Annotated in this window: 14 protein-coding genes; 4 read left to right on the top strand and 10 right to left on the bottom strand. The window is 66.2% G+C overall.

Annotation, left to right across the window (positions count from 1 at the left end; translation table 11 throughout):
* From AC1DOX_RS06865 to rpsB, 6 genes are all read right to left on the bottom strand, one after another.
* Positions 1-822 (bottom strand): phosphatidate cytidylyltransferase, encoded by an 822-nt coding sequence (locus tag AC1DOX_RS06865; RefSeq protein ID WP_441614820.1) that lies wholly within the window; start codon positions 820-822, stop codon positions 1-3.
* Between the two features lie 45 nt (positions 823-867).
* On the bottom strand, positions 868-1,638 hold the full coding sequence (locus AC1DOX_RS06860; RefSeq protein ID WP_092133961.1) for an isoprenyl transferase: 771 nt from the start codon (positions 1,636-1,638) through the stop codon (positions 868-870).
* 48 nt (positions 1,639-1,686) lie between these two features.
* Positions 1,687-2,247 (bottom strand): ribosome recycling factor, encoded by a 561-nt coding sequence (frr, locus tag AC1DOX_RS06855; protein ID WP_092133963.1) that lies wholly within the window; start codon positions 2,245-2,247, stop codon positions 1,687-1,689.
* A gap of 108 nt (positions 2,248-2,355) precedes the next feature.
* Positions 2,356-3,066, bottom strand: a complete 711-nt coding sequence (pyrH, locus tag AC1DOX_RS06850) for a UMP kinase (RefSeq protein WP_092133965.1) — start codon at positions 3,064-3,066, stop codon at positions 2,356-2,358.
* Positions 3,067-3,384: 318 nt separating this feature from the next.
* Positions 3,385-4,263 carry a translation elongation factor Ts gene (gene tsf, locus AC1DOX_RS06845; protein ID WP_092133967.1) on the bottom strand — a complete coding sequence of 293 codons (879 nt, stop codon included), beginning with the start codon at positions 4,261-4,263 and terminating at the stop codon, positions 3,385-3,387.
* A 229-nt stretch (positions 4,264-4,492) separates the two neighbouring features.
* Positions 4,493-5,236, bottom strand: a complete 744-nt coding sequence (gene rpsB, locus AC1DOX_RS06840; RefSeq protein ID WP_092133969.1) for a 30S ribosomal protein S2 — start codon at positions 5,234-5,236, stop codon at positions 4,493-4,495.
* A gap of 379 nt (positions 5,237-5,615) precedes the next feature.
* On the opposite strand from rpsB, the gene map reads away from it, so the two are divergent.
* From map to AC1DOX_RS06825, 3 genes are all read left to right on the top strand, one after another.
* Positions 5,616-6,434 (top strand): type I methionyl aminopeptidase, encoded by an 819-nt coding sequence (map, locus tag AC1DOX_RS06835; protein WP_092133971.1) that lies wholly within the window; start codon positions 5,616-5,618, stop codon positions 6,432-6,434.
* A gap of 79 nt (positions 6,435-6,513) precedes the next feature.
* The gene (locus AC1DOX_RS06830; RefSeq protein WP_441615057.1) at positions 6,514-9,087 is read left to right on the top strand and encodes a [protein-PII] uridylyltransferase; all 2,574 of its coding nucleotides are present in this window, start codon (positions 6,514-6,516) and stop codon (positions 9,085-9,087) included.
* Positions 9,088-9,114: 27 nt separating this feature from the next.
* The gene (locus AC1DOX_RS06825) at positions 9,115-11,223 is read left to right on the top strand and encodes a pseudouridine synthase (RefSeq protein ID WP_441614826.1); all 2,109 of its coding nucleotides are present in this window, start codon (positions 9,115-9,117) and stop codon (positions 11,221-11,223) included.
* 101 nt (positions 11,224-11,324) lie between these two features.
* Here AC1DOX_RS06825 and AC1DOX_RS06820 read toward each other — a convergent pair whose 3' ends face one another.
* Positions 11,325-12,224: a helix-turn-helix transcriptional regulator gene (locus AC1DOX_RS06820; protein WP_441614828.1), complete on the bottom strand. Its 900-nt coding sequence runs from the start codon at positions 12,222-12,224 to the stop codon at positions 11,325-11,327.
* 195 nt (positions 12,225-12,419) lie between these two features.
* Between AC1DOX_RS06820 and AC1DOX_RS06815 the strand changes: the two genes are divergently transcribed.
* Positions 12,420-13,892, top strand: a complete 1,473-nt coding sequence (locus AC1DOX_RS06815) for an MFS transporter (RefSeq protein ID WP_477101229.1) — start codon at positions 12,420-12,422, stop codon at positions 13,890-13,892.
* Here the strand turns inward: AC1DOX_RS06815 and def are convergent.
* From def to AC1DOX_RS06800, 3 genes are read right to left on the bottom strand one after another with little or no spacing between them, the layout of a single operon-like run.
* Positions 13,880-14,413 carry a peptide deformylase gene (gene def / locus AC1DOX_RS06810; RefSeq protein WP_441614832.1) on the bottom strand — a complete coding sequence of 178 codons (534 nt, stop codon included), beginning with the start codon at positions 14,411-14,413 and terminating at the stop codon, positions 13,880-13,882. The genes AC1DOX_RS06815 and def overlap by 13 nt on opposite strands.
* On the bottom strand, positions 14,410-16,587 hold the full coding sequence (ligA, locus tag AC1DOX_RS06805) for an NAD-dependent DNA ligase LigA (RefSeq protein WP_441614834.1): 2,178 nt from the start codon (positions 16,585-16,587) through the stop codon (positions 14,410-14,412). Before ligA ends, def begins: the two co-directional genes overlap by 4 nt.
* 11 nt (positions 16,588-16,598) lie before the next feature.
* Positions 16,599-17,939, bottom strand: a complete 1,341-nt coding sequence (locus AC1DOX_RS06800; protein ID WP_441614836.1) for a cell division protein ZipA C-terminal FtsZ-binding domain-containing protein — start codon at positions 17,937-17,939, stop codon at positions 16,599-16,601.

The following is a 17,939-nucleotide window of genomic DNA, read 5'->3' as shown; positions in this document are numbered from 1 at the left end:
CTACACCCAGGCCAGCAGCAGGGCCGCCAGCGGGAACACCGGGATCAGGGCGTCGATCCGGTCCAGGACCCCGCCGTGCCCGGGCAGCAGCCGGCTGCTGTCCTTCATGCCGACCTGCCGCTTCAGCAGGGATTCGAACAGGTCGCCGATAATGCTCGCGGCGACCAGCAGCGTGACCAATACCGCCGCCAGACCCAGGCCGCCCTTGTCCGCGATGCGCGAGAACCAGGTCGGCGCGAACGCGTGCGTAGTGGCCAGCGTCAGCGCCACCACCATGACCAGCAACCAGCCACCGATCGCGCCCTCCCAGGATTTCCCCGGGCTGATGCCTGGCGCCAGCTTGCGGCGGCCGATCGCCTTGCCGACAAAATAGGCGCCGATATCGGCCGCCCACACCAGTACCGCAGCCGATAGCAGCACCGCAATGCCGTCGGCACGCAGCACCATCACGGCGTGGCCAAACGCCGGCAGCATGATGAGCCCCATGATGGCGCCCAACACCGCGAAGCCGGGCGTGGCCTTGCGTACACCGCGAGCCAGCAGCATCAGCGCCACGCCCCACGCCACGATGGCGGCTTCGAGCAAGTACGTGACGGCATGGCGCTCGGGCGCGTCATGCCAGGCAATCAGCACCAGCAGGCAGGCCACGGCATAGACATAAGGCCACGCGCGACGCAGGCCGATCAGCCGGCCAAACTCCCATCCGCCAAGCAACACGATTACCCCCACCAGCCCCGCCAGTGCCGCCGGCGGTGCCAGGAACAGGATCGGCAGGATCAACAGCAACAGGCATACGGCGGTGATGACGCGGGTAAGTAGCATGCGCTGCGGGGTTCCGTGGTGAGTTGGAGGAAAACGAGCCGGGGCTCAGGCCGTGCCGGACAGGCCCGGCGCCAGCAGCTGCGCACTGGTCCGGCCAAACCGTCGCTCGCGCTGCCGGTACGAGGCGAATGCCTTGTCGAGCTCGGCGGCATCGAAATCGGGCCAGTAGGTATCGGTGAAATACAGCTCGGAATAGGCAAGCTGCCACAACAGGAAATTGCTGATGCGCTGCTCGCCGCCGGTGCGGATGAACAGGTCGGGCTCCGGCGCGTACGACATGGCCAGGTGCGGTGCCAGCACGGACTCGTCGATCGCGTCCGGATCGAGCATGGGGGACCGCGCCAGCATCTTGCGCATGGCCTGCAGCAGGTCCCAGCGCCCGCCATAGTTGGCGGCGATGGTCACGGTCAGACCCGTGTTGCCGGCTGTGCGCGCTTCGGCGTCGAGGATGAGCTGCTGGATGCGCGGACTGAACCGCGACAGATCGCCCACCACGCGCACGCGGATGTTGTTGGCGTGCATCTTGATCACCTCGCGGCGCAAGGCGGTCATGAACAGGCGCATCAGGAACGAAACCTCGTCCGCCGGGCGGCGCCAGTTCTCGGAACTGAAGGCAAACAGGGTCAGGAACTGCACGCCGCGCGCGGCACAAGCCTCCACCACCGCCCGTACCGCGTCCAGGCCGCGGGAGTGGCCCGCGACGCGGGGCAGATGACGCTGGGTCGCCCAGCGGCCGTTGCCATCCATGATGATGGCAACGTGGCGGGGCACATAGCTGGTATCGGGAACGCCTAGCGTCGAACTGATGTGCTGCATGGGTTGGCGGACGGTGACAGCATCCGGCGGACAGGCCGCCGGGCGCCATCACACCGTCATGATCTCCTTCTCTTTCTCGGCGACGAGCTTCTCGATCTCGGCAACGAACTTGTCCGTCAGCTTCTGGACTTCGTCCTGGCCGCGGCGCTCGTCATCCTCGGAAATGGTCTTGTCCTTGACCAGCTTCTTGAACTGCTCGTTGGCGTCGCGGCGCAGGTTGCGCACAGCCACCTTGGCACCCTCGGCCTCGCTCTTGACGACCTTGGTCAGTTCCTTGCGGCGCTCTTCCGTCAGCGCGGGCATCGGCACTCGGATCACTTCACCCATGGTGGCCGGATTCAGGCCCAGGTCCGCGTCGCGGATGGCCTTTTCGACGGCGCCCACCATCTTCTTTTCCCACGGCTGCACGCTGATCGTGCGGGCGTCGGCCAGACCGACATTGGCTACCTGGCTGATGGGCACCATCGAGCCGTAGTAGTCCACCTGGACGTGGTCAAGCAGGCCGGCGTGGGCGCGGCCGGTGCGAATCTTCGCCAGATCGGCCCTGAAGGCTTCGATCGATTTCTGCATTTTCTGCTCGGCGCTCTTCTTTGTGTCGGCGACGGTCATGTTTACCTCCGGAAAACAGCCAGACAGGATCCCGCCGGACGGGATCGAAAATGAATCATTCTACTCTCAGGCCGGGCCGAATCCGCATTGTGACGCGGCCCGCGCCCATCAAACGTGCACCAGCGTACCTTCGTCTTCACCGAGGATCACACGCTTGAGCGCGCCCGGCTTGACGATCGAAAACACCTTGATCGGCAGCTTCTGGTCGCGGCACAGCGCGAACGCGGTGGCATCCATGACCTGAAGGTTGCGGGAAATGGCTTCGTCGAAGGAAATGGTGGTGTAACGGGTAGCGCTCGGGTCCTTCTTGGGGTCGGCGGTATATACACCGTCCACCTTGGTGGCCTTGAGCACGATTTCCGCACCGATTTCCGAGCCGCGGAGCGCGGCGGCGGTATCGGTCGTGAAGAACGGGTTACCCGTGCCGGCGGCGAAAATCACCACCTTGCCCTCTTCCAGCTGACGGATGGCGCGCGGGCGGATGTACGGCTCGACCACCTGGTCCATGCGCAGCGCGGACTGCACACGGCCTTCGATGTTGGCATGGCGCATGGCGTCCTGCAGGGCCAGCGCATTCATCATGGTGGCCAGCATGCCCATGTAGTCGGCCGTGGCACGGTCCATGCCGGCCGCTCCGCCGGCCACGCCGCGGAAAATGTTGCCGCCGCCGATGACTACGGCGACCTGGACGCCCAGCTTAACGATCTCGGCAATGTCATTGACCATGCCCTCGATGGTGGAGCGGTTGATGCCGAAGGCATCGTCGCCCATCAGGGCCTCACCGGACAGTTTCAGAAGGACGCGCTTGTAGGCTGGCATATTCACCCTCGGGCTGGTTCTCGATCGCTCGTATGAACGGATGGATTGGCGCGGGCGGCATACAGCGTGTGGGCTGCACCGGCCGCGCAAAAATTCGGAAATGCGGGACAGCTTGAAGCCGGTTTTCGCCGTTATCTGCCGGCATCGTCCGTCAAAAGATGCACAGAGGCAGGTGACTGCGAAAACTGGCTGACACGACCGCAGCGGCACGCACATGGCGGCCGCAATTGTGCAGAGGGGCACCTTGCGGCGCCCCTCGGCATTATACGGTGGCAGGGTTGGCTTTCCTCACTGGATGCCGGCCCCGCCACCTGGACATCAGCCCTTCTGGGCAGCAGCCACCTGGGCGGCCACTTCGGCGGCGAAGTCGTCCTGCTTCTTCTCGATGCCTTCACCCACCACGTACAGGGTGAAACCCTTCACGGTCGTGTTGGCGGCCTTCAGCATTTGCTCAACCGTCTGCTTGTCGTTCTTCACGAACGGCTGGTTGAACAGCGACACTTCCTTCAGGTACTTCTGGACCGAACCTTCCACCATCTTGGCGGCGATTTCAGCCGGCTTGCCCGATTCGGCAGCCTTCTGCTCGGCGATGCTGCGCTCCTTGGCGATCAGCTCGGCGGGAACCTGGTCGGCGGACAGCGACACCGGCTTCATGGCGGCCACGTGCATGGCCACGTCCTTGGCGGCGGTCTCGTCGCCGTCGAACTCGACCATCACGCCAATGCGCGTGCCATGCAGGTACGACACCAGCTTGCCGCCGTTGGCGTAACGGGTGAAGCGACGGATCGTCATGTTCTCGCCAATCTTGCCGATCAGGGCGGCACGGGTGGCTTCCACGGTCACGCCGTCGATTTCCAGAGCCGACAGGGCAGCCACGTCGGCCGGATTCTGCTTGGCCACCAGTTCAGCCACCTTGGCCGTGAAGGCCAGGAAGTCGTCGTTCTTGGAAACGAAGTCGGTTTCGCAGTTCAGCTCGATCAGTGCACCGGTCGTGCCGTCGATGAACGATGCCACCACGCCTTCGGCGGTTACGCGCGAAGCGGCCTTGCTGGCCTTGTTGCCCAGCTTGACGCGCAGCAGCTCTTCAGCCTTTTCCAGGTCGCCGTCGGCCTCGGTCAGGGCCTTCTTGCATTCCATCATCGGCGCGTCGGTCTTCGCGCGCAGTTCTGCAACCATGCTTGCGGTAATTGCCGCCATTTGTCACTCCTTGATTGGTTCGGGCCGTCCGCCCCGCATGTCACACGGGACGGCCGGCCGGTGTCTGATCAACTTCGGTCCGGCTTCACCCGCGGCGGATCGTACCCGCGGCGGATGACAACAAAGTCAGTTTGCAAAAAGGGGGCGCCAGAAGTGCCCCCTTTTATTGTCTTGCCACCGTACGGGCGCCGGCAGCCGGTGTACCCCGGCTTCAGGCGCCTGCGGGCAATCAGCCTTCCTGGACTTCGACGAATTCGTCGCCGCCGCGAGCGGCTTCCACCACTTCCTGCACCGCATTGGCACGGCCTTCCAGGATGGCGTCAGCCACGCCGCGCACGTACAGGGCCACGGCCTTGCTCGAGTCGTCGTTGCCCGGGATCACGTAGTCGATGCCTTCCGGCGAGTGGTTCGTGTCGACCACGCCGATGACGGGGATGCCCAGCTTGTTGGCTTCGGTCACGGCAATCTTGTGGTAGCCGACGTCCACCACGAAGATGGCGTCAGGCACGCCGCCCATGTCCTTGATGCCGCCGATGGACTTTTCCAGCTTGATCATCTCGCGCTCGAACATCAGCGCTTCCTTCTTGCTCATGGTGTCCAGCGCGCCGGCTTCCTTGGCGGCTTCCATGTCCTTCAGGCGCTTGATCGAGATCTTGACGGTCTTGAAGTTCGTCAGCATGCCGCCGAGCCAGCGGGCGTCGACGTACGGCATGCCTGCGCGGCCGGCTTCCTCAGCCAGGATCTCGCGCGACTGACGCTTGGTACCCACGAAAAGCACGGTGCCGCGATTTGCTGCCAGTTGACGCACGTACTTCATCGCGTCCTGGAACATCGGCAGGGTCTTTTCGAGGTTGATAATGTGGATCTTGTTGCGATGGCCGAAGATGAAGGGGGCCATCTTGGGGTTCCAGAAGCGGGTTTGGTGGCCAAAGTGGCAACCGGCTTCCAGCATTTCGCGCATGGTCACGGACATGAAAGGTGCTCCAATAGGGTTGGGTCTGAAGTCCGCCCCGACATTCCTGAAAAGGAACACCCCGGATGGGCGGACCAGCGATTTACCAAAAAGATTCTTGATGCCGACCCGCCGGCGCACCGCCAGCAAGTCAGCCCTCGATTGTAGCAACAAAGCGACCCTTCGCTCAAGCCCCGCGAATCGTCTCCCGATGGGGGGGTCGCCCCAACGGCCACAGGACCCGCGCCACTACCCGGCCTGTCGATTTTTCGTCCGGCCGCTCGCCCGCAGCCGCCCGTAATTCACTGCTTTCAGGGCACGATGGTGCGATAATCCCACTTTGCGAATCGATATCCGGCGCAGCCAGTGGCTGAGCCGTCACTTTTTCTGGCGAAGCAGCATGAGCATCCACCTGAACACCGCCGAAGACATCGCCCAAATGCGCGTGGCTTGCCGCCTTGCCTCCGAAGTCCTCGACTACATCACCCCGCACGTCAAGCCCGGCGTGACGACCGGCGAACTCGACAAGCTCTGCCACGCCTACATGCGTGACGTGCAAGGCACGGTGCCCGCGCCACTGAACTATGCGCCCCCTGGCTACCCGCCCTTCCCCGGCGCCATCTGCACCTCGGTCAACGACGTGATCTGCCACGGCATTCCCGGCGACCGCGTGCTGAAGAACGGCGATGTCATCAACCTCGACATCACCGTCATCACCAAGGAAGGCTACTACGGGGACACCAGCCGCATGTTCATCGTGGGCGAGGGCTCGATCCTGGCCAAGCGCCTGGCGCAAATCACCTACGAATGCATGTGGAAGGGCATCCAGCAGGTGCGCAACGGCGCGCGGCTGGGCGATATCGGCCATGCCATCCAGGTGCACGCGGAAGCCGCCGGCTACAGCGTGGTGCGCGAGTACTGCGGCCACGGCATCGGCAAGGTCTTCCACTCCGACCCGCAGGTGCTGCACTACGGCCGCCCCAACACCGGCATGGAAATCAAGAGCGGCATGATCTTCACCGTGGAGCCGATGATCAACGCCGGCAAGCGCGACATCCGCACGATGCCCGACCACTGGACCGTCAAGACGCGCGACCGCAGCCTGTCGGCGCAGTGGGAACACACCGTGCTGGTCACCGATACCGGCTTTGAAGTGTTGACGCTGTCGGCGGGATCGCCGGTGCCGCCGGCCTTTGTCACCGAACCCGTCGCGGCCTGACGTCGCGTCGATCGCCAGGGCGCCGACCGCGGCGCCCTTTCTACTTCCAGCCGTGCCCACGACCCCCATCGCCCAACCCATGGACACCACGCCGGAACTCCTCCTCTGCCAGCGCATCCGCGACAAGCTCAAGGCCGACAAGCAGGCCCTGTTTGCCGAATTCAATGCGCACAACCAGGTCAATCCGCTCGTCACCCGGCTGCGTCGCGCCGTGGATGCCGCCCTGATCGATGCCTGGAGTGGCCTGGAGTTGCCCGCCGACGCCGCACTCGTCGCGGTAGGCGGCTATGGACGCGGCGAGTTGTTTCCCCATTCGGATGTCGACGTCCTGCTGCTGCTGCGCGCGGAGCCCGACGCCGAGACCGCGGCCAAGCTGGAGCGCTTCATCGGCCTGTGCTGGGACCTCGGCCTGGAGATCGGCTCGTCGGTCCGCACCGTGGACGACTGCATCCGCGAGTCCGCGGCGGACATCACGATCCGCACATCCTTGCTGGAAGCCCGCCTGCTGACGGGCAACAAGGCGCTGTTTGCCGACTTGCGCACACGCTACCAGGCCGACATGGACGCGGCCGACTTCTTCCAGGCCAAGCTGCTGGAAATGCGCCAGCGCCACGCCAAGTACCAGGACACCCCCTACGCGCTGGAGCCCAACTGCAAGGAAAGCCCCGGCGGCCTGCGCGACCTCCAGGTCATCCTGTGGATGACGCAGGCGGCGGGCCTGGGCGACAGCTGGAAGCAACTGTTCGAGCGGGGCCTGCTGACCGAGCGCGAGGCCCAGGAGCTCACCCGCAACGACCGCCTGCTGCGCACCATCCGCGCCCGGCTGCACCTGCTTGCGGGCCGGCGCCAGGACGTGCTGGTGTTCGACCTGCAGACCGCGCTGGCGGAATCGTTCGGTTATCGGCAGACCACGCACAAGCGTGCCAGCGAGCAGCTGATGCGCCGCTACTACTGGGCGGCCAAGGCCGTCACGCAGCTGAACAGCGTGCTGCTTCTCAACATCGAAGCCATGCTGTTCCCGAGCGAGTCCAAGGTCACGCGTGTGATCAACGACCGCTTCGTGGAGCGCCAGGGCATGCTGGAAATCACCAGCGACGACCTGTACGAGCGCGATCCGCACGCGATCCTGGAAACGTTCCTGCTTTACGAACGCACGCCGGGCGTCAAGGGCCTGTCGCCGCGCACGCTGCGTGGCCTCTACAACGCCCGTACGGTCATGGACGCCAGCTGGCGCAACGACCCGGAAAACCGCCGCCTGTTCCTGGCCATCGTGCAGGAGCCGCAGGGCATCACGCACGCTCTGCGCCTGATGAACCAGACCAGCGTGCTGGGCCGCTATCTGATCAACTTCCGGCGCATCGTTGGGCAGATGCAGCACGACCTGTTCCACGTCTACACCGTGGACCAGCACATCCTGATGGTGGTGCGCAACATGCGCCGCTTTGCCATCGTCGAGCACTCGCACGAGTTTCCGTTCTGCAGCCAGCTGATGGCCAGCTTCGACCGGCCATGGGTGCTGTGCGTGGCCGCGCTGTTCCATGACATCGCCAAGGGTCGCGGCGGCGATCACTCCAAGCTCGGCACCGTCGATGCACGCCGCTTCTGCAAGCAGCATGGCATCTCGCGCGAAGACACCGACCTGATCGCCTGGCTGGTAGAAAACCACCTGACCATGAGCCACGTGGCGCAGAAGCAGGACCTGACCGATCCCGAGGTGGTGAAGTCGTTCGCCAGCGTGGTCGGCAACGAACGCTACCTGACCGCGCTCTACCTGCTGACCGTGGCCGATATCCGCGGCACCAGCCCGAAGGTCTGGAACGCATGGAAGGGCAAGCTGCTGGAGGACCTGTACCGCATCACGCTGCGCGTGCTCGGCGGCGCGCAGCTCGATCCCCACTCGCTCTGGGCCCAGCGCCGCGACGACACCATCGCGCAACTGCGTCTCAAGGCGTTCGACCCGGACCTGGCCAGGCCGCTCTGGGGCAAGCTCGACGTCTCCTTCTTCCTGCGCCATGACGCGCGCGACATCGTCTGGCTGACGCGCCACCTGTTCAACAAGGTGGACAGCGACGCAGCCGTGGTGAAGGCCCGCATCTCGCCAGCCGGCGAAGGCCTGCAGGTGGCGGTCTACGTCAAGGACCAGCCCGACCTGTTCGCGCGGATCTGCGGCTACTTCGAGCGCAAGGCGTTCTCGATCCAGGACGCCAAGATCCACACCACGCGCCACGGCTACGCGCTGGACACCTTCCAGGTCACGGACCCGGGCCGGGATGGCGACTACCGGGACATCCTGACCCTTGTCGAACACGAACTGGCGGAGCGTGTGCGGCTGGAGTGCCCATTGCCCGAGCCGACGCAAGGCCGGCTGTCGCGCCAGTCGCGCAGCTTTCCGATCAAGCCGCGCGTGGACCTGCGGCCCGACGAACGCGGCCAGTATTACCTGCTGTCGCTGTCCGCCAACGACCGCACCGGCCTGCTCTATGCCATTGCCCGTGTACTGGCCAAACACCGCGTGTCCGTGCATTCGGCACGCATCAACACCCTGGGGGAACGCGTCGAAGACGTGTTCCTGGTCGATGGCAGCCGTCTTGCCGCCGACAACCGATTGCAGATTCAGCTTGAACAGGACTTGCTCGAAGCGCTGGCTATCTGATGGCCACGCGTATCGGGACGCAACGATATGACCGATAGCAAAACGCCCGGCCGCAAGACGCTGGGCATCAAGACCTCCCCCACCACCGACGCGCCCCGCAAGGCCACCCGGCCTGTACGCGTATCGGACCTCAATCGCAAGCGCGTGCAGGATGTGGTGACGGGAATCAAGCAAGCGAAGGAGCGCGCTGGCGAGAAGGCCAAGCGCAAGGCCGCGCCTGCGGAAGGCGCCGCGCGCCCGGAACGATCGACCCGTCCTGCGCGTCCTCGCCCGGCCGATGGCGAACGGGCACCGCGCCGCTTCGGCAACGACGACTCACGCCCGCCGCGTCGTTATGGCGACGATGAATCGCGGCCGCCGCGTCCGCGCAGCTTCGGCGACAACGAGTCGCGTCCGCCGCGTCGCTATGGTGACGACGAACGCCGTCCGCCGCAGCGTGGTTTTAGCGACGACAATCGCCCCGCGCGCCCGCGCAGCTTCGGCAATGACGATTCGCGCCCGCCGCGTCCACGCAGCTTCGGCGACAACGAATCGCGGCCGCCGCGCCGCTATGGTGACGACGAACGCCGTCCGCCGCAGCGTGGTTTTGGCGATGACAATCGCGCACCGCGCCCTCGCAGCTACGGCAATGACGACTCGCGCCCGCCGCGTCCGCGTAGCTTCGGCGACAACGAATCGCGGCCGCCGCGCCGTTATGGTGATGACGAGCGCCGTCCGCCGCAGCGTGGTTTTGGCGATGACAATCGCGCGCCGCGCCCTCGCAGCTACGGCGACAACGAATCGCGCCCGCCGCGCCGCTATGGTGACGACGAACGCCGTCCGCCGCAGCGTGGTTTCAGCGATGACAATCGCGCGCCGCGCCCTCGCAGCTACGGCGACAACGAATCGCGCCCCCCGCGCCGTTATGGTGATGACGAGCGCCGTCCGCCGCAGCGTGGCAGCGATGACAATCGCGCATCGCGCCCTCGCAGCTTCGGCGACAACGAATCGCGGCCGCCGCGCCGTTATGGCGACGACGAGCGCCGTCCGCCGCAGCGTGGTTTCAGCGACGACAATCGCGCACCGCGCCCGCGCAGCTTCGGCAACGACGACTCGCGCCCGCCGCGTCCGCGCAGTTTCGGCGACAAGGAATCGCGCCCGCCGCGCCGTTATGGTGATGACGAGCGCCGTCCGCCGCAGCGTGGTTTCAGCGATGACAATCGCTCACCGCGCCCGCGCCGTGCAGGTGGCGACGACTCGGCTCGCCCGGCCGCACCGGCCCGTCGCTTTAGCGACAATGCGGATCGCGCACGCCCGGTCCGCACCGAGCGTCCGGCACCGCGCACCGAGGCCCACGAACAGCGCGAAGCGCACGAGGCCGATGAAAGCGGTTTGGTTCGCCTCTCCAAGCGCATGTCGGAACTGGGCCTCTGCTCGCGCCGCGAAGCTGACGAATGGATTCCGCGCGGCTGGGTGCTGGTCGACGGCAAACCTGTCACTGAACTGGGCTCGCGCGTCCGCCCGGACGCCGAGATCGAGATTCTGCAGGCCGCCCGCTCCGAACAGGGCGAACGCGTGACCGTGCTGCTGAACAAGCCGGTGGGTTACGTATCCGGCCAGGCGGAAGACGGCTACGAGCCGGCCGCCGTGCTGTTCGCGCCCGAGAACCAATGGGCGGAAGACCCCACGCGCAAGCGCTTTGCGCCGTGGCAGCGCAAGAACCTGGCCCCGGCTGGCCGCCTGGACATCGACTCCACGGGCCTGCTGGTGCTGACGCAGGACGGCCGCGTGGCCCGCGCGCTGATCGGCGACGACTCCAACGTCGAAAAGGAATACCTGGTGCGCGTGGTCTGGGAATCGCCGGAAGGTCCGGTCGAGCGCAATATCAGCGCCGCGTTCCCGGCTGACCAGCTGGAACGCTTGCGCCACGGCCTGTCGCTCGACGACGTCCCGCTCAAGCCCGCGAAGGTCAGTTGGCAGAACGAGGAACAGCTCCGCTTTGTGCTGCGCGAAGGCCGCAAACGCCAGATCCGCCGGATGTGCGAACAGGTGGGCCTGAAGGTGATCGGCCTGAAACGCGTGCGCATGGGCCGCGTGGTGCTGGGCGACCTGCCGCCGGGCCAATGGCGCTTCCTGGGTCCGTTCGAGAAGTTCTGAACCGTTTGGCCAACAGACGGCCGCGAGAAATAAAAAAAGCGGAACGCGCGTGCGTTCCGCTTTTTTTATGCGTCATCCCCCCTGGCCATTCCTGGAACCGGCTATCGCGGCCGTACGGGCGGCAGGCGACGCAGCGCTGCCTCGGTCGCCTCATCGGCAGGCACATAGACCAGCAGCCGCGCGCCGTTGCGCGGCGCCGTCCACCAGTTGGTCTGCGTCAGGCTCAGCACGCCCGTTTCCGGATGCGTGAACTGCTTCACGTGATTCTGGATGCCGCGCACCTGGTAGCGCTGCCAGAGATCGCGGAACAGGTCGGAAACGGCCAGGTAGCGCTGCAACTGGGCTTCCCACAGCGGGTCGTTCATATGCTCGGCCATGGCCGCACGGTACAGCGCCACCATGTTGGCCACCATCCCCTGCCAGTCGACCACGATCGCCCGCCAAACCGGCTGCGTCAGCGCCAGATAAATGCAGTTGCGATCCTCGACGGGCAGGTTTGGCACGTCGATCTGAAGCAGGCGGCAGTATGCGTCGTTGTGGGCAACGATGTCGAAACGCGCATTCTGGACCAGCGCGGGGATCGGATCGAGCTGATCGAGAATGCGCTGCGTGCTTGCCGCCACCGTCTCGCAGACAAAGGAAGCGGACGGCGGCACCGGACGCTGCATGCCCGCCAGCGTAAAAAGGTGTTCGGTCTCGGACTCGCTACATTGCAGCGCCGCCGCCACGGCACTCAACACCTTGACGGAGACCCGGATCGGGCGCCCCTGCTCCAGCTTGGTGTACCAGGTGATGCCGATGTCCGCGAGCGCGGCCACTTCCTCCCGACGCAGACCCGGTGTGCGCCGCCGGCCGATACGGGCCATGCCGACCCGTGACGGGTCCAGGCTCTCCCGGCGGGCGCGCAGGAAGGCGCCGAGCTCCGCTTCCCGGCCGGTAGCCGCCGGCAGGTCGGCGTCACTGGGATCGGCCAGCTGCGCGGGATCGTGGCGAACGTTCATGATGCGGCACTCCGGATAGGGGCTGGGGGGCGGCCTGAAGGTGGGTCGAAGGTGGTTCGAAGGCAAGTCGACGGCTGCCCGACGGCTGGCTGAAGATAGGCTGGCACCATTTATACCAGTCTAGCCGGGCTCTTGTACCAGTCTCGATCGGCCACCATACTCCGGTCCTCTGTTTCTGTCGAGGCGCGCATCGCCATGCATTCCGAAGCATCTCCCACCACTCTCCGGCAGGCCGGGCTCTTTGTGCTGCTGGCCGGCCAGCTTCTTCCGCAAATCGATTTTTCCATCGTCAACGTGGCGATGCATGCCATCGCGCACTCGCTGCATGCCACGGCCACCGAGCTGGAACTGATGGTGGCGGTGTACGGCGTCGCGTTTGCCGTCTGCCTGGCCATGGGCGGCCGGCTTGGCGACAACTATGGCCGCCGCCGGATCTTCAATTTCGCCGTCTTCCTGTTCGGCGTGGCCTCGCTGCTCTGCGGCGTGGCCAACTCGATGTGGTTCCTGCTGGGCGCCCGGGTTCTCCAGGGCATCGCGGCCGCGTTGCTGATTCCGCAGATCCTGGCAACGATCCACGTCGGCCTGCGCGGCCACGCACACTCGCGCGCGCTGGCGCTGTTTGCATCGATCAGCGGGCTGGCGTTCATCATCGGGCAGGTGCTGGGCGGATTCCTGGTCGCGGCCGATATCGGCGGGCTGGGCTGGCGCAGCGCGTTCCTGATCAACCTGCCCGTATGCGCCGCGATTCTTGCCCTGTCGCGCCGGCTGATCCCGGAAACGCGCCGCGACAACGCGGCGGGCATCGACGTGCCCGGCACCATGCTGCTCGCGATCGTCATTCTGGCCGTCCTGCTGCCGCTGGCCATGGGGCCGTCGATGCACTGGACGTGGCCGGTGCTGGCCGTGCTGGTGGCCGCCGCACCGCTCACGCTGTGGCTCTGGAAGACGGAACTGCGCCAGGAGCGGCGCGGCCTGCATCCGTTGCTGCCGCCGTCACTGGTGCGGCTGCCCAGCGTGCGCTTCGGCTTCTTTGTCGCCATCCTGTTCTATGCGTGCTGGAGTGGCTTCATGTTTGTGCTGGCGCTGGCATTGCAGGCGGGGGCCGGCATGGCGCCGACGACTGCCGGCAATGCCTTTATCCCGCTGGGCCTGGCGTTCTTTGCCGGATCGCTGATGAGCCCGCGCCTGGTCGGGGCATGGGGCCGCACGCGCGTGCTGATCCTGGGTTGTCTGATCCAGATGGTGGGCATGGTCGCGCTCGGCTACACGCTGCACCATGTGTGGCCGCATCCGGACATCCTCGACCTGGCCGCGCCGACCATGCTGATCGGCATCGGCAATTCGCTGGTGGTGGGATGCTTCTACCGGATCGGGCTAGCCGATATTCCCGCCGATCAGGCGGGCGCCGGCAGTGCGACGCTGGCAACAGTGCAGCAGGCCGCCTTCGGACTGGGATCGGCGCTGCTGGGCTCGGTGTTCGCCCAGTCGCTGCACCAATCGGCCCACCTTCCCACCGAACTTGTGGCCCGATACCTCGATGCCACGCTGGCCAGCCTCGGCGCCGAGCTTTGCATGATGGCGATACTGGTGTGCGGCGCGATGGTCTATCACGTCCGCCACGGGCAGCCGGCGCTGGCGGCCGGCGCCGCCTCCGCTCAATCGTCGTAGTTCGGCGGCAATTCCGGGAACAGCACCTCGGTGAACCCGAAGCGCGTGAAGTCCTTGACGCGCATCGGGTACAGCACGCCGATCAGGTGGTCGCACTCGTGCTGGACCACACGGGCGTGAAAGCCTTCGGCCACGCGCTCGATCGGGTTGCCGAGCAGGTCGTAGCCGGAATACTTCAGCCGCGTATGCCGGGGCACCACGCCGCGCAAGCCGGGCACGGACAGGCAGCCCTCCCAGCCGTCTTCCATCTCGTCGGAGAGCGGCTCCAGCACCGGGTTGATCAGCACGGTCTTGGGCACCATGGGTGCGTCCGGGTAGCGCGGGTTGCGATCGAAACCGAATATCACCACCTGCAGGTCCACGCCGATCTGCGGCGCGGCAAGTCCGGCACCGTTGGCATGCTCCATGGTGTCGAACATGTCATCGATCAGCAGCCGCAACTCCGGCGTGTTGAACTGCGTCACCGGCCGCGCGACCTGCAGCAGGCGCGGGTCGCCCATCTTGAGAATGTCTCGGATCATTGTGCGTTCTCCGGTTCCGCACCGCCCTGTTGTTCCATCTGTGCCACCTCGGCCAGCAGCGCCAGCATGCCGTCCTCGTCCAGCACGGGCACGCCCAGCGCCTGGGCGCGTTCGAGCTTGCTGCCGGCTTCCGCGCCGGCCACCACGTAGTCGGTTTTCTTCGACACCGACCCCGCTACCTTGGCGCCCGCGGCCTCGAGCCGTTCCTTGGCATCCTCGCGTGACATCGTCGGCAGCGTCCCCGTCAGCACGAAGGTCTTGCCGGCCAATGGCAACGGCGCGCGCGCCATGGGCTCGGTCTCCGGCCAGTGTACGCCGGCGGCGCGCAGTTGTTCGATGACCTCGACGTTGTGCGGCTCGGCCAGGAAGCCGGCGATCGACTGCGCCACGACGGGGCCCACGTCGTTGACTTCGAGCAGCGCGGCCTCGTCCGCCGCCATCAGGTTGTCCAGCTTGCCGAAATGCTTCGCCAGATCCTTGGCCGTGGCCTCGCCCACATGGCGGATGCCCAGCGCGAAGATGAAACGGTTCATCGTCGTCTCGCGGGACGCCTCGATCGCGGCAAGCAGGTTGGTCGCGGACTTGTCTGCCATCCGGTCCAGCGCCGCCAGCTTGGCCACGCCGAGCTTGTAGAGATCGGCCGGTGTGTGGACGATGCCCTGGTCGACCAGTTGCTCCACGACCTTGTCGCCAAGGCCCTCGATGTCCATGGCGCGGCGCTGCGCGAAATGCAGCAGTGCCTGCTTGCGCTGGGCGGCGCAGATCAGGCCACCCGTGCAACGCGCGATGGCTTCACCCTCCAGCCGCTCGATATGCGATCCGCATACCGGGCACGCGGTCGGCATCACGAATGCGCGGGCACCTTCCGGGCGGCGTTCGAGCACCACGGCCACCACTTCGGGAATCACGTCGCCGGCGCGGCGCACGATCACCGTATCGCCGACATGCACATCCTTACGCCGGATCTCGTCCTCGTTGTGGAGCGTGGCATTGGTCACCGTCACGCCACCCACGAACACGGGGGCGAGCCGCGCCACGGGCGTGATCGCACCCGTGCGCCCGACCTGGACCTCGATGTCCTCGACGACCGTGGTCATCTCCTGCGCCGGGAACTTGTGTGCCAGCGCAAAGCGCGGTGCGCGCGAGACAAAGCCCAGTTGCTCCTGCTCCGGCACCGCATTGACCTTGTAGACCACGCCGTCGATGTCATACGGCAACTGGTCACGGCGCGCGCCGATTTCGCGATAGAACGACAGCAGGCCCTGGGCGCCCTTCACCACCTGGCGCTCGCTGCAGACCGGCAGGCCCAGCGTGGCAAAGCCGTCGAGCATGACGCTGTGGGTCGGCGGGCGCTCGGCGCCCTGTAGTTCGCCAATGCCGTAGGCGAAGAACGACAGCGGCCGCCTGGCGGTGATGCGCGGGTCCAGCTGCCGCAGGCTGCCAGCCGCCGCGTTGCGCGGATTGACGAAGGTCTTTTCGCCGGCCTCGGCCTGGCGCTCGTTGAGCTTGTCGAATTCGGCGCGATACATGAAGACTTCGCCGCGCACCTCCAGCACTGCCGGCGCCTTGCCACGCAGTTTCAGGGGAATCGCCTTGATCGTGCGGACGTTGACCGTCACGTCCTCGCCCGTTTCGCCATCGCCACGCGTTGCGGCCTGGACGAGCTTGCCGTCCTCGTAGCGCAGCGACATCGCCAGACCATCGAACTTGAGTTCGCAGGCGTACTCGACGGCACTGTCGGCCGCCTCGGCAGCGCTGAACAAATCTTCCGCGGGCGCGGCGGCCGCCGTACGGCCAAGACCCTGCGCGCAGCGACGGTCGAAACCGATCACGTCCTCGTCGTCGAAACCATTGTTCAGCGACAGCATCGGCACGCGGTGCCGGACGGTATCGAACGCGGACAGCGGCGCCCCGCCGACGCGTTGCGTCGGGGATTCATCGGTCAGCAGATCGGGATGCTCGGTCTCCAGCGCCTGGAGTTCGCCGAACAGCGCATCGTAGTCGGCGTCCGGAATGGTGGGCGCATCGAGCACGTAATACTGGTAGTTGTGGCGTTCCAGCTCGTCTCGCAGCCACTGCACGCGGGCGGCGGCGGCCGCGGGCGCGGCGGTGGCCGACAAAGCGCCGGCTGGCGCGGAGGCCGGAGCCTGCGCGCCCTGAATCTTCGCGGTCATGGCAGGCTCCGTTACAGGCTGAACAGTCGAATGGCCACGGGTGACCCGGCTGGCATGCCGCGGGCATCCAGCGTCTCGTACAGTTTTTCCAGCTGGCCGAAGATCGCGACGAATGACGCCTCGGTCAGCGGACGCATGTTGTCGTCGACCAGTTGCGCGCCCATGCGCTGGGCCAGGCTGTAGCCGTATTCGCAGACCAGCTTGAACGGCTTGATCGACTGCGGCGCCTGGGGCACGTCCAGCAGCAGCGTGATCTGGCGGCCGGCATTGAGCGTCAGGTCATCGCGGAGGAAGTTGGTGTCGCCAAACTGCAGCGTAAACAGCGGCTTTTGCACGCCGTCGGCACCTGGCGCGTAGCGGATGAAGCGCGTGCCGTCGCGAGAGAGCACCAGCCCGTCCTGCGTGGCCACGGTCTGCACGTAGGCGGCGGACCACGGTGCGCCATCGGAAATCACGTTGACACCCAGCTGGACGTCGGACGCCGCCGCGAAGCCATCGAGTTCGCGCGCATTGGCCACGGTCTCGGTCATGTCCGGCAGTTCCGCCGATGCATCCAGCGCTTCAGCCAGCGCCTCGACGGCGTTGACGAACTCGGAGAACTCGAGCGCATTGAGCGGACCGCTGCGGCTGGCCAACTGCACGGCAACCTGAATATCCTCGTACTGGTGGCCCGCGGTCACGGGTTCCCACGCGTTGGCCTCGGCGCGCAGGCCCTCGATATGCACGGGCTTGGTGCCGGCGCGGCGCAGCCGGCCCGTCAACGGCAGGATGCGGTCACCGGAAGCCTTGCGCTCCAAGTGCATGGGCACGATGCAATCGATCAGCGGATCGATCATGGCCGGCGTGGGCTGGCCGTCCAGCAATGCCACGGGGGCCTCCACATCCGGCTGGGACTGGGGCTGGGCTGCAGACGAAGACGGTGCCGGTTGCGCGTGGGCCTGCGCCTCCAGTTCCGCGCCCGCCTCGGCTTCCGCTTCGTGAGCGGAGGCGCCGCGGCTCACGGCCGGCGATGCGGCCACGGCCACTTCGTCAGCCACGATCTCGTCGGCATCGGCGGAACCCGCTGCCGCGCTCGCGGCGGCAGCCACCACCTCGTCGTCGTGTCGATGGTCCTTGCCCGCACCCAGCGTCGGCTCACGGCGCGAAACATGCTCCGGCGGCGTTTCCTGCAGCCTGGCCGCCGTGTCCGGATGGGTCGTCTTGCCGACCACCGGCTCGCGCATCGGCGGCAGGTCATCCTCGGGCATCAGCGGACGCACACGGCGCGCCTTGTGAATCTGCCAGCGGTTGTACGCCACCAGCAGCAACAGAAGAACAGCACCTGCGATGATCAATGCATTCTGCAGTTCCAT

The organism is Cupriavidus sp. 01L415 (assembly GCF_056400065.1).
This window is presented reverse-complemented; position numbering and strand designations above follow the sequence as displayed.

What these genes read in the sequence shown, in the direction of transcription:
- AC1DOX_RS06865 (WP_441614820.1), bottom strand. Translation starts at nt 822, where the DNA reads ATGCTACTTACCCGCGTCATCACCGCCGTATGCCTGTTGCTGTTGATC.
- AC1DOX_RS06860 (WP_092133961.1), bottom strand. Translation starts at nt 1,638, where the DNA reads ATGCAGCACATCAGTTCGACGCTAGGCGTTCCCGATACCAGCTATGTG.
- frr (WP_092133963.1), bottom strand. Translation starts at nt 2,247, where the DNA reads ATGACCGTCGCCGACACAAAGAAGAGCGCCGAGCAGAAAATGCAGAAA.
- pyrH (WP_092133965.1), bottom strand. Translation starts at nt 3,066, where the DNA reads ATGCCAGCCTACAAGCGCGTCCTTCTGAAACTGTCCGGTGAGGCCCTG.
- tsf (WP_092133967.1), bottom strand. Translation starts at nt 4,263, where the DNA reads ATGGCGGCAATTACCGCAAGCATGGTTGCAGAACTGCGCGCGAAGACC.
- rpsB (WP_092133969.1), bottom strand. Translation starts at nt 5,236, where the DNA reads ATGTCCGTGACCATGCGCGAAATGCTGGAAGCCGGTTGCCACTTTGGC.
- map (WP_092133971.1), top strand. Translation starts at nt 5,616, where the DNA reads ATGAGCATCCACCTGAACACCGCCGAAGACATCGCCCAAATGCGCGTG.
- AC1DOX_RS06830 (WP_441615057.1), top strand. Translation starts at nt 6,514, where the DNA reads ATGGACACCACGCCGGAACTCCTCCTCTGCCAGCGCATCCGCGACAAG.
- AC1DOX_RS06825 (WP_441614826.1), top strand. Translation starts at nt 9,115, where the DNA reads ATGACCGATAGCAAAACGCCCGGCCGCAAGACGCTGGGCATCAAGACC.
- AC1DOX_RS06820 (WP_441614828.1), bottom strand. Translation starts at nt 12,224, where the DNA reads ATGAACGTTCGCCACGATCCCGCGCAGCTGGCCGATCCCAGTGACGCC.
- AC1DOX_RS06815 (WP_477101229.1), top strand. Translation starts at nt 12,420, where the DNA reads ATGCATTCCGAAGCATCTCCCACCACTCTCCGGCAGGCCGGGCTCTTT.
- def (WP_441614832.1), bottom strand. Translation starts at nt 14,413, where the DNA reads ATGATCCGAGACATTCTCAAGATGGGCGACCCGCGCCTGCTGCAGGTC.
- ligA (WP_441614834.1), bottom strand. Translation starts at nt 16,587, where the DNA reads ATGACCGCGAAGATTCAGGGCGCGCAGGCTCCGGCCTCCGCGCCAGCC.
- AC1DOX_RS06800 (WP_441614836.1), bottom strand. Translation starts at nt 17,939, where the DNA reads ATGGAACTGCAGAATGCATTGATCATCGCAGGTGCTGTTCTTCTGTTG.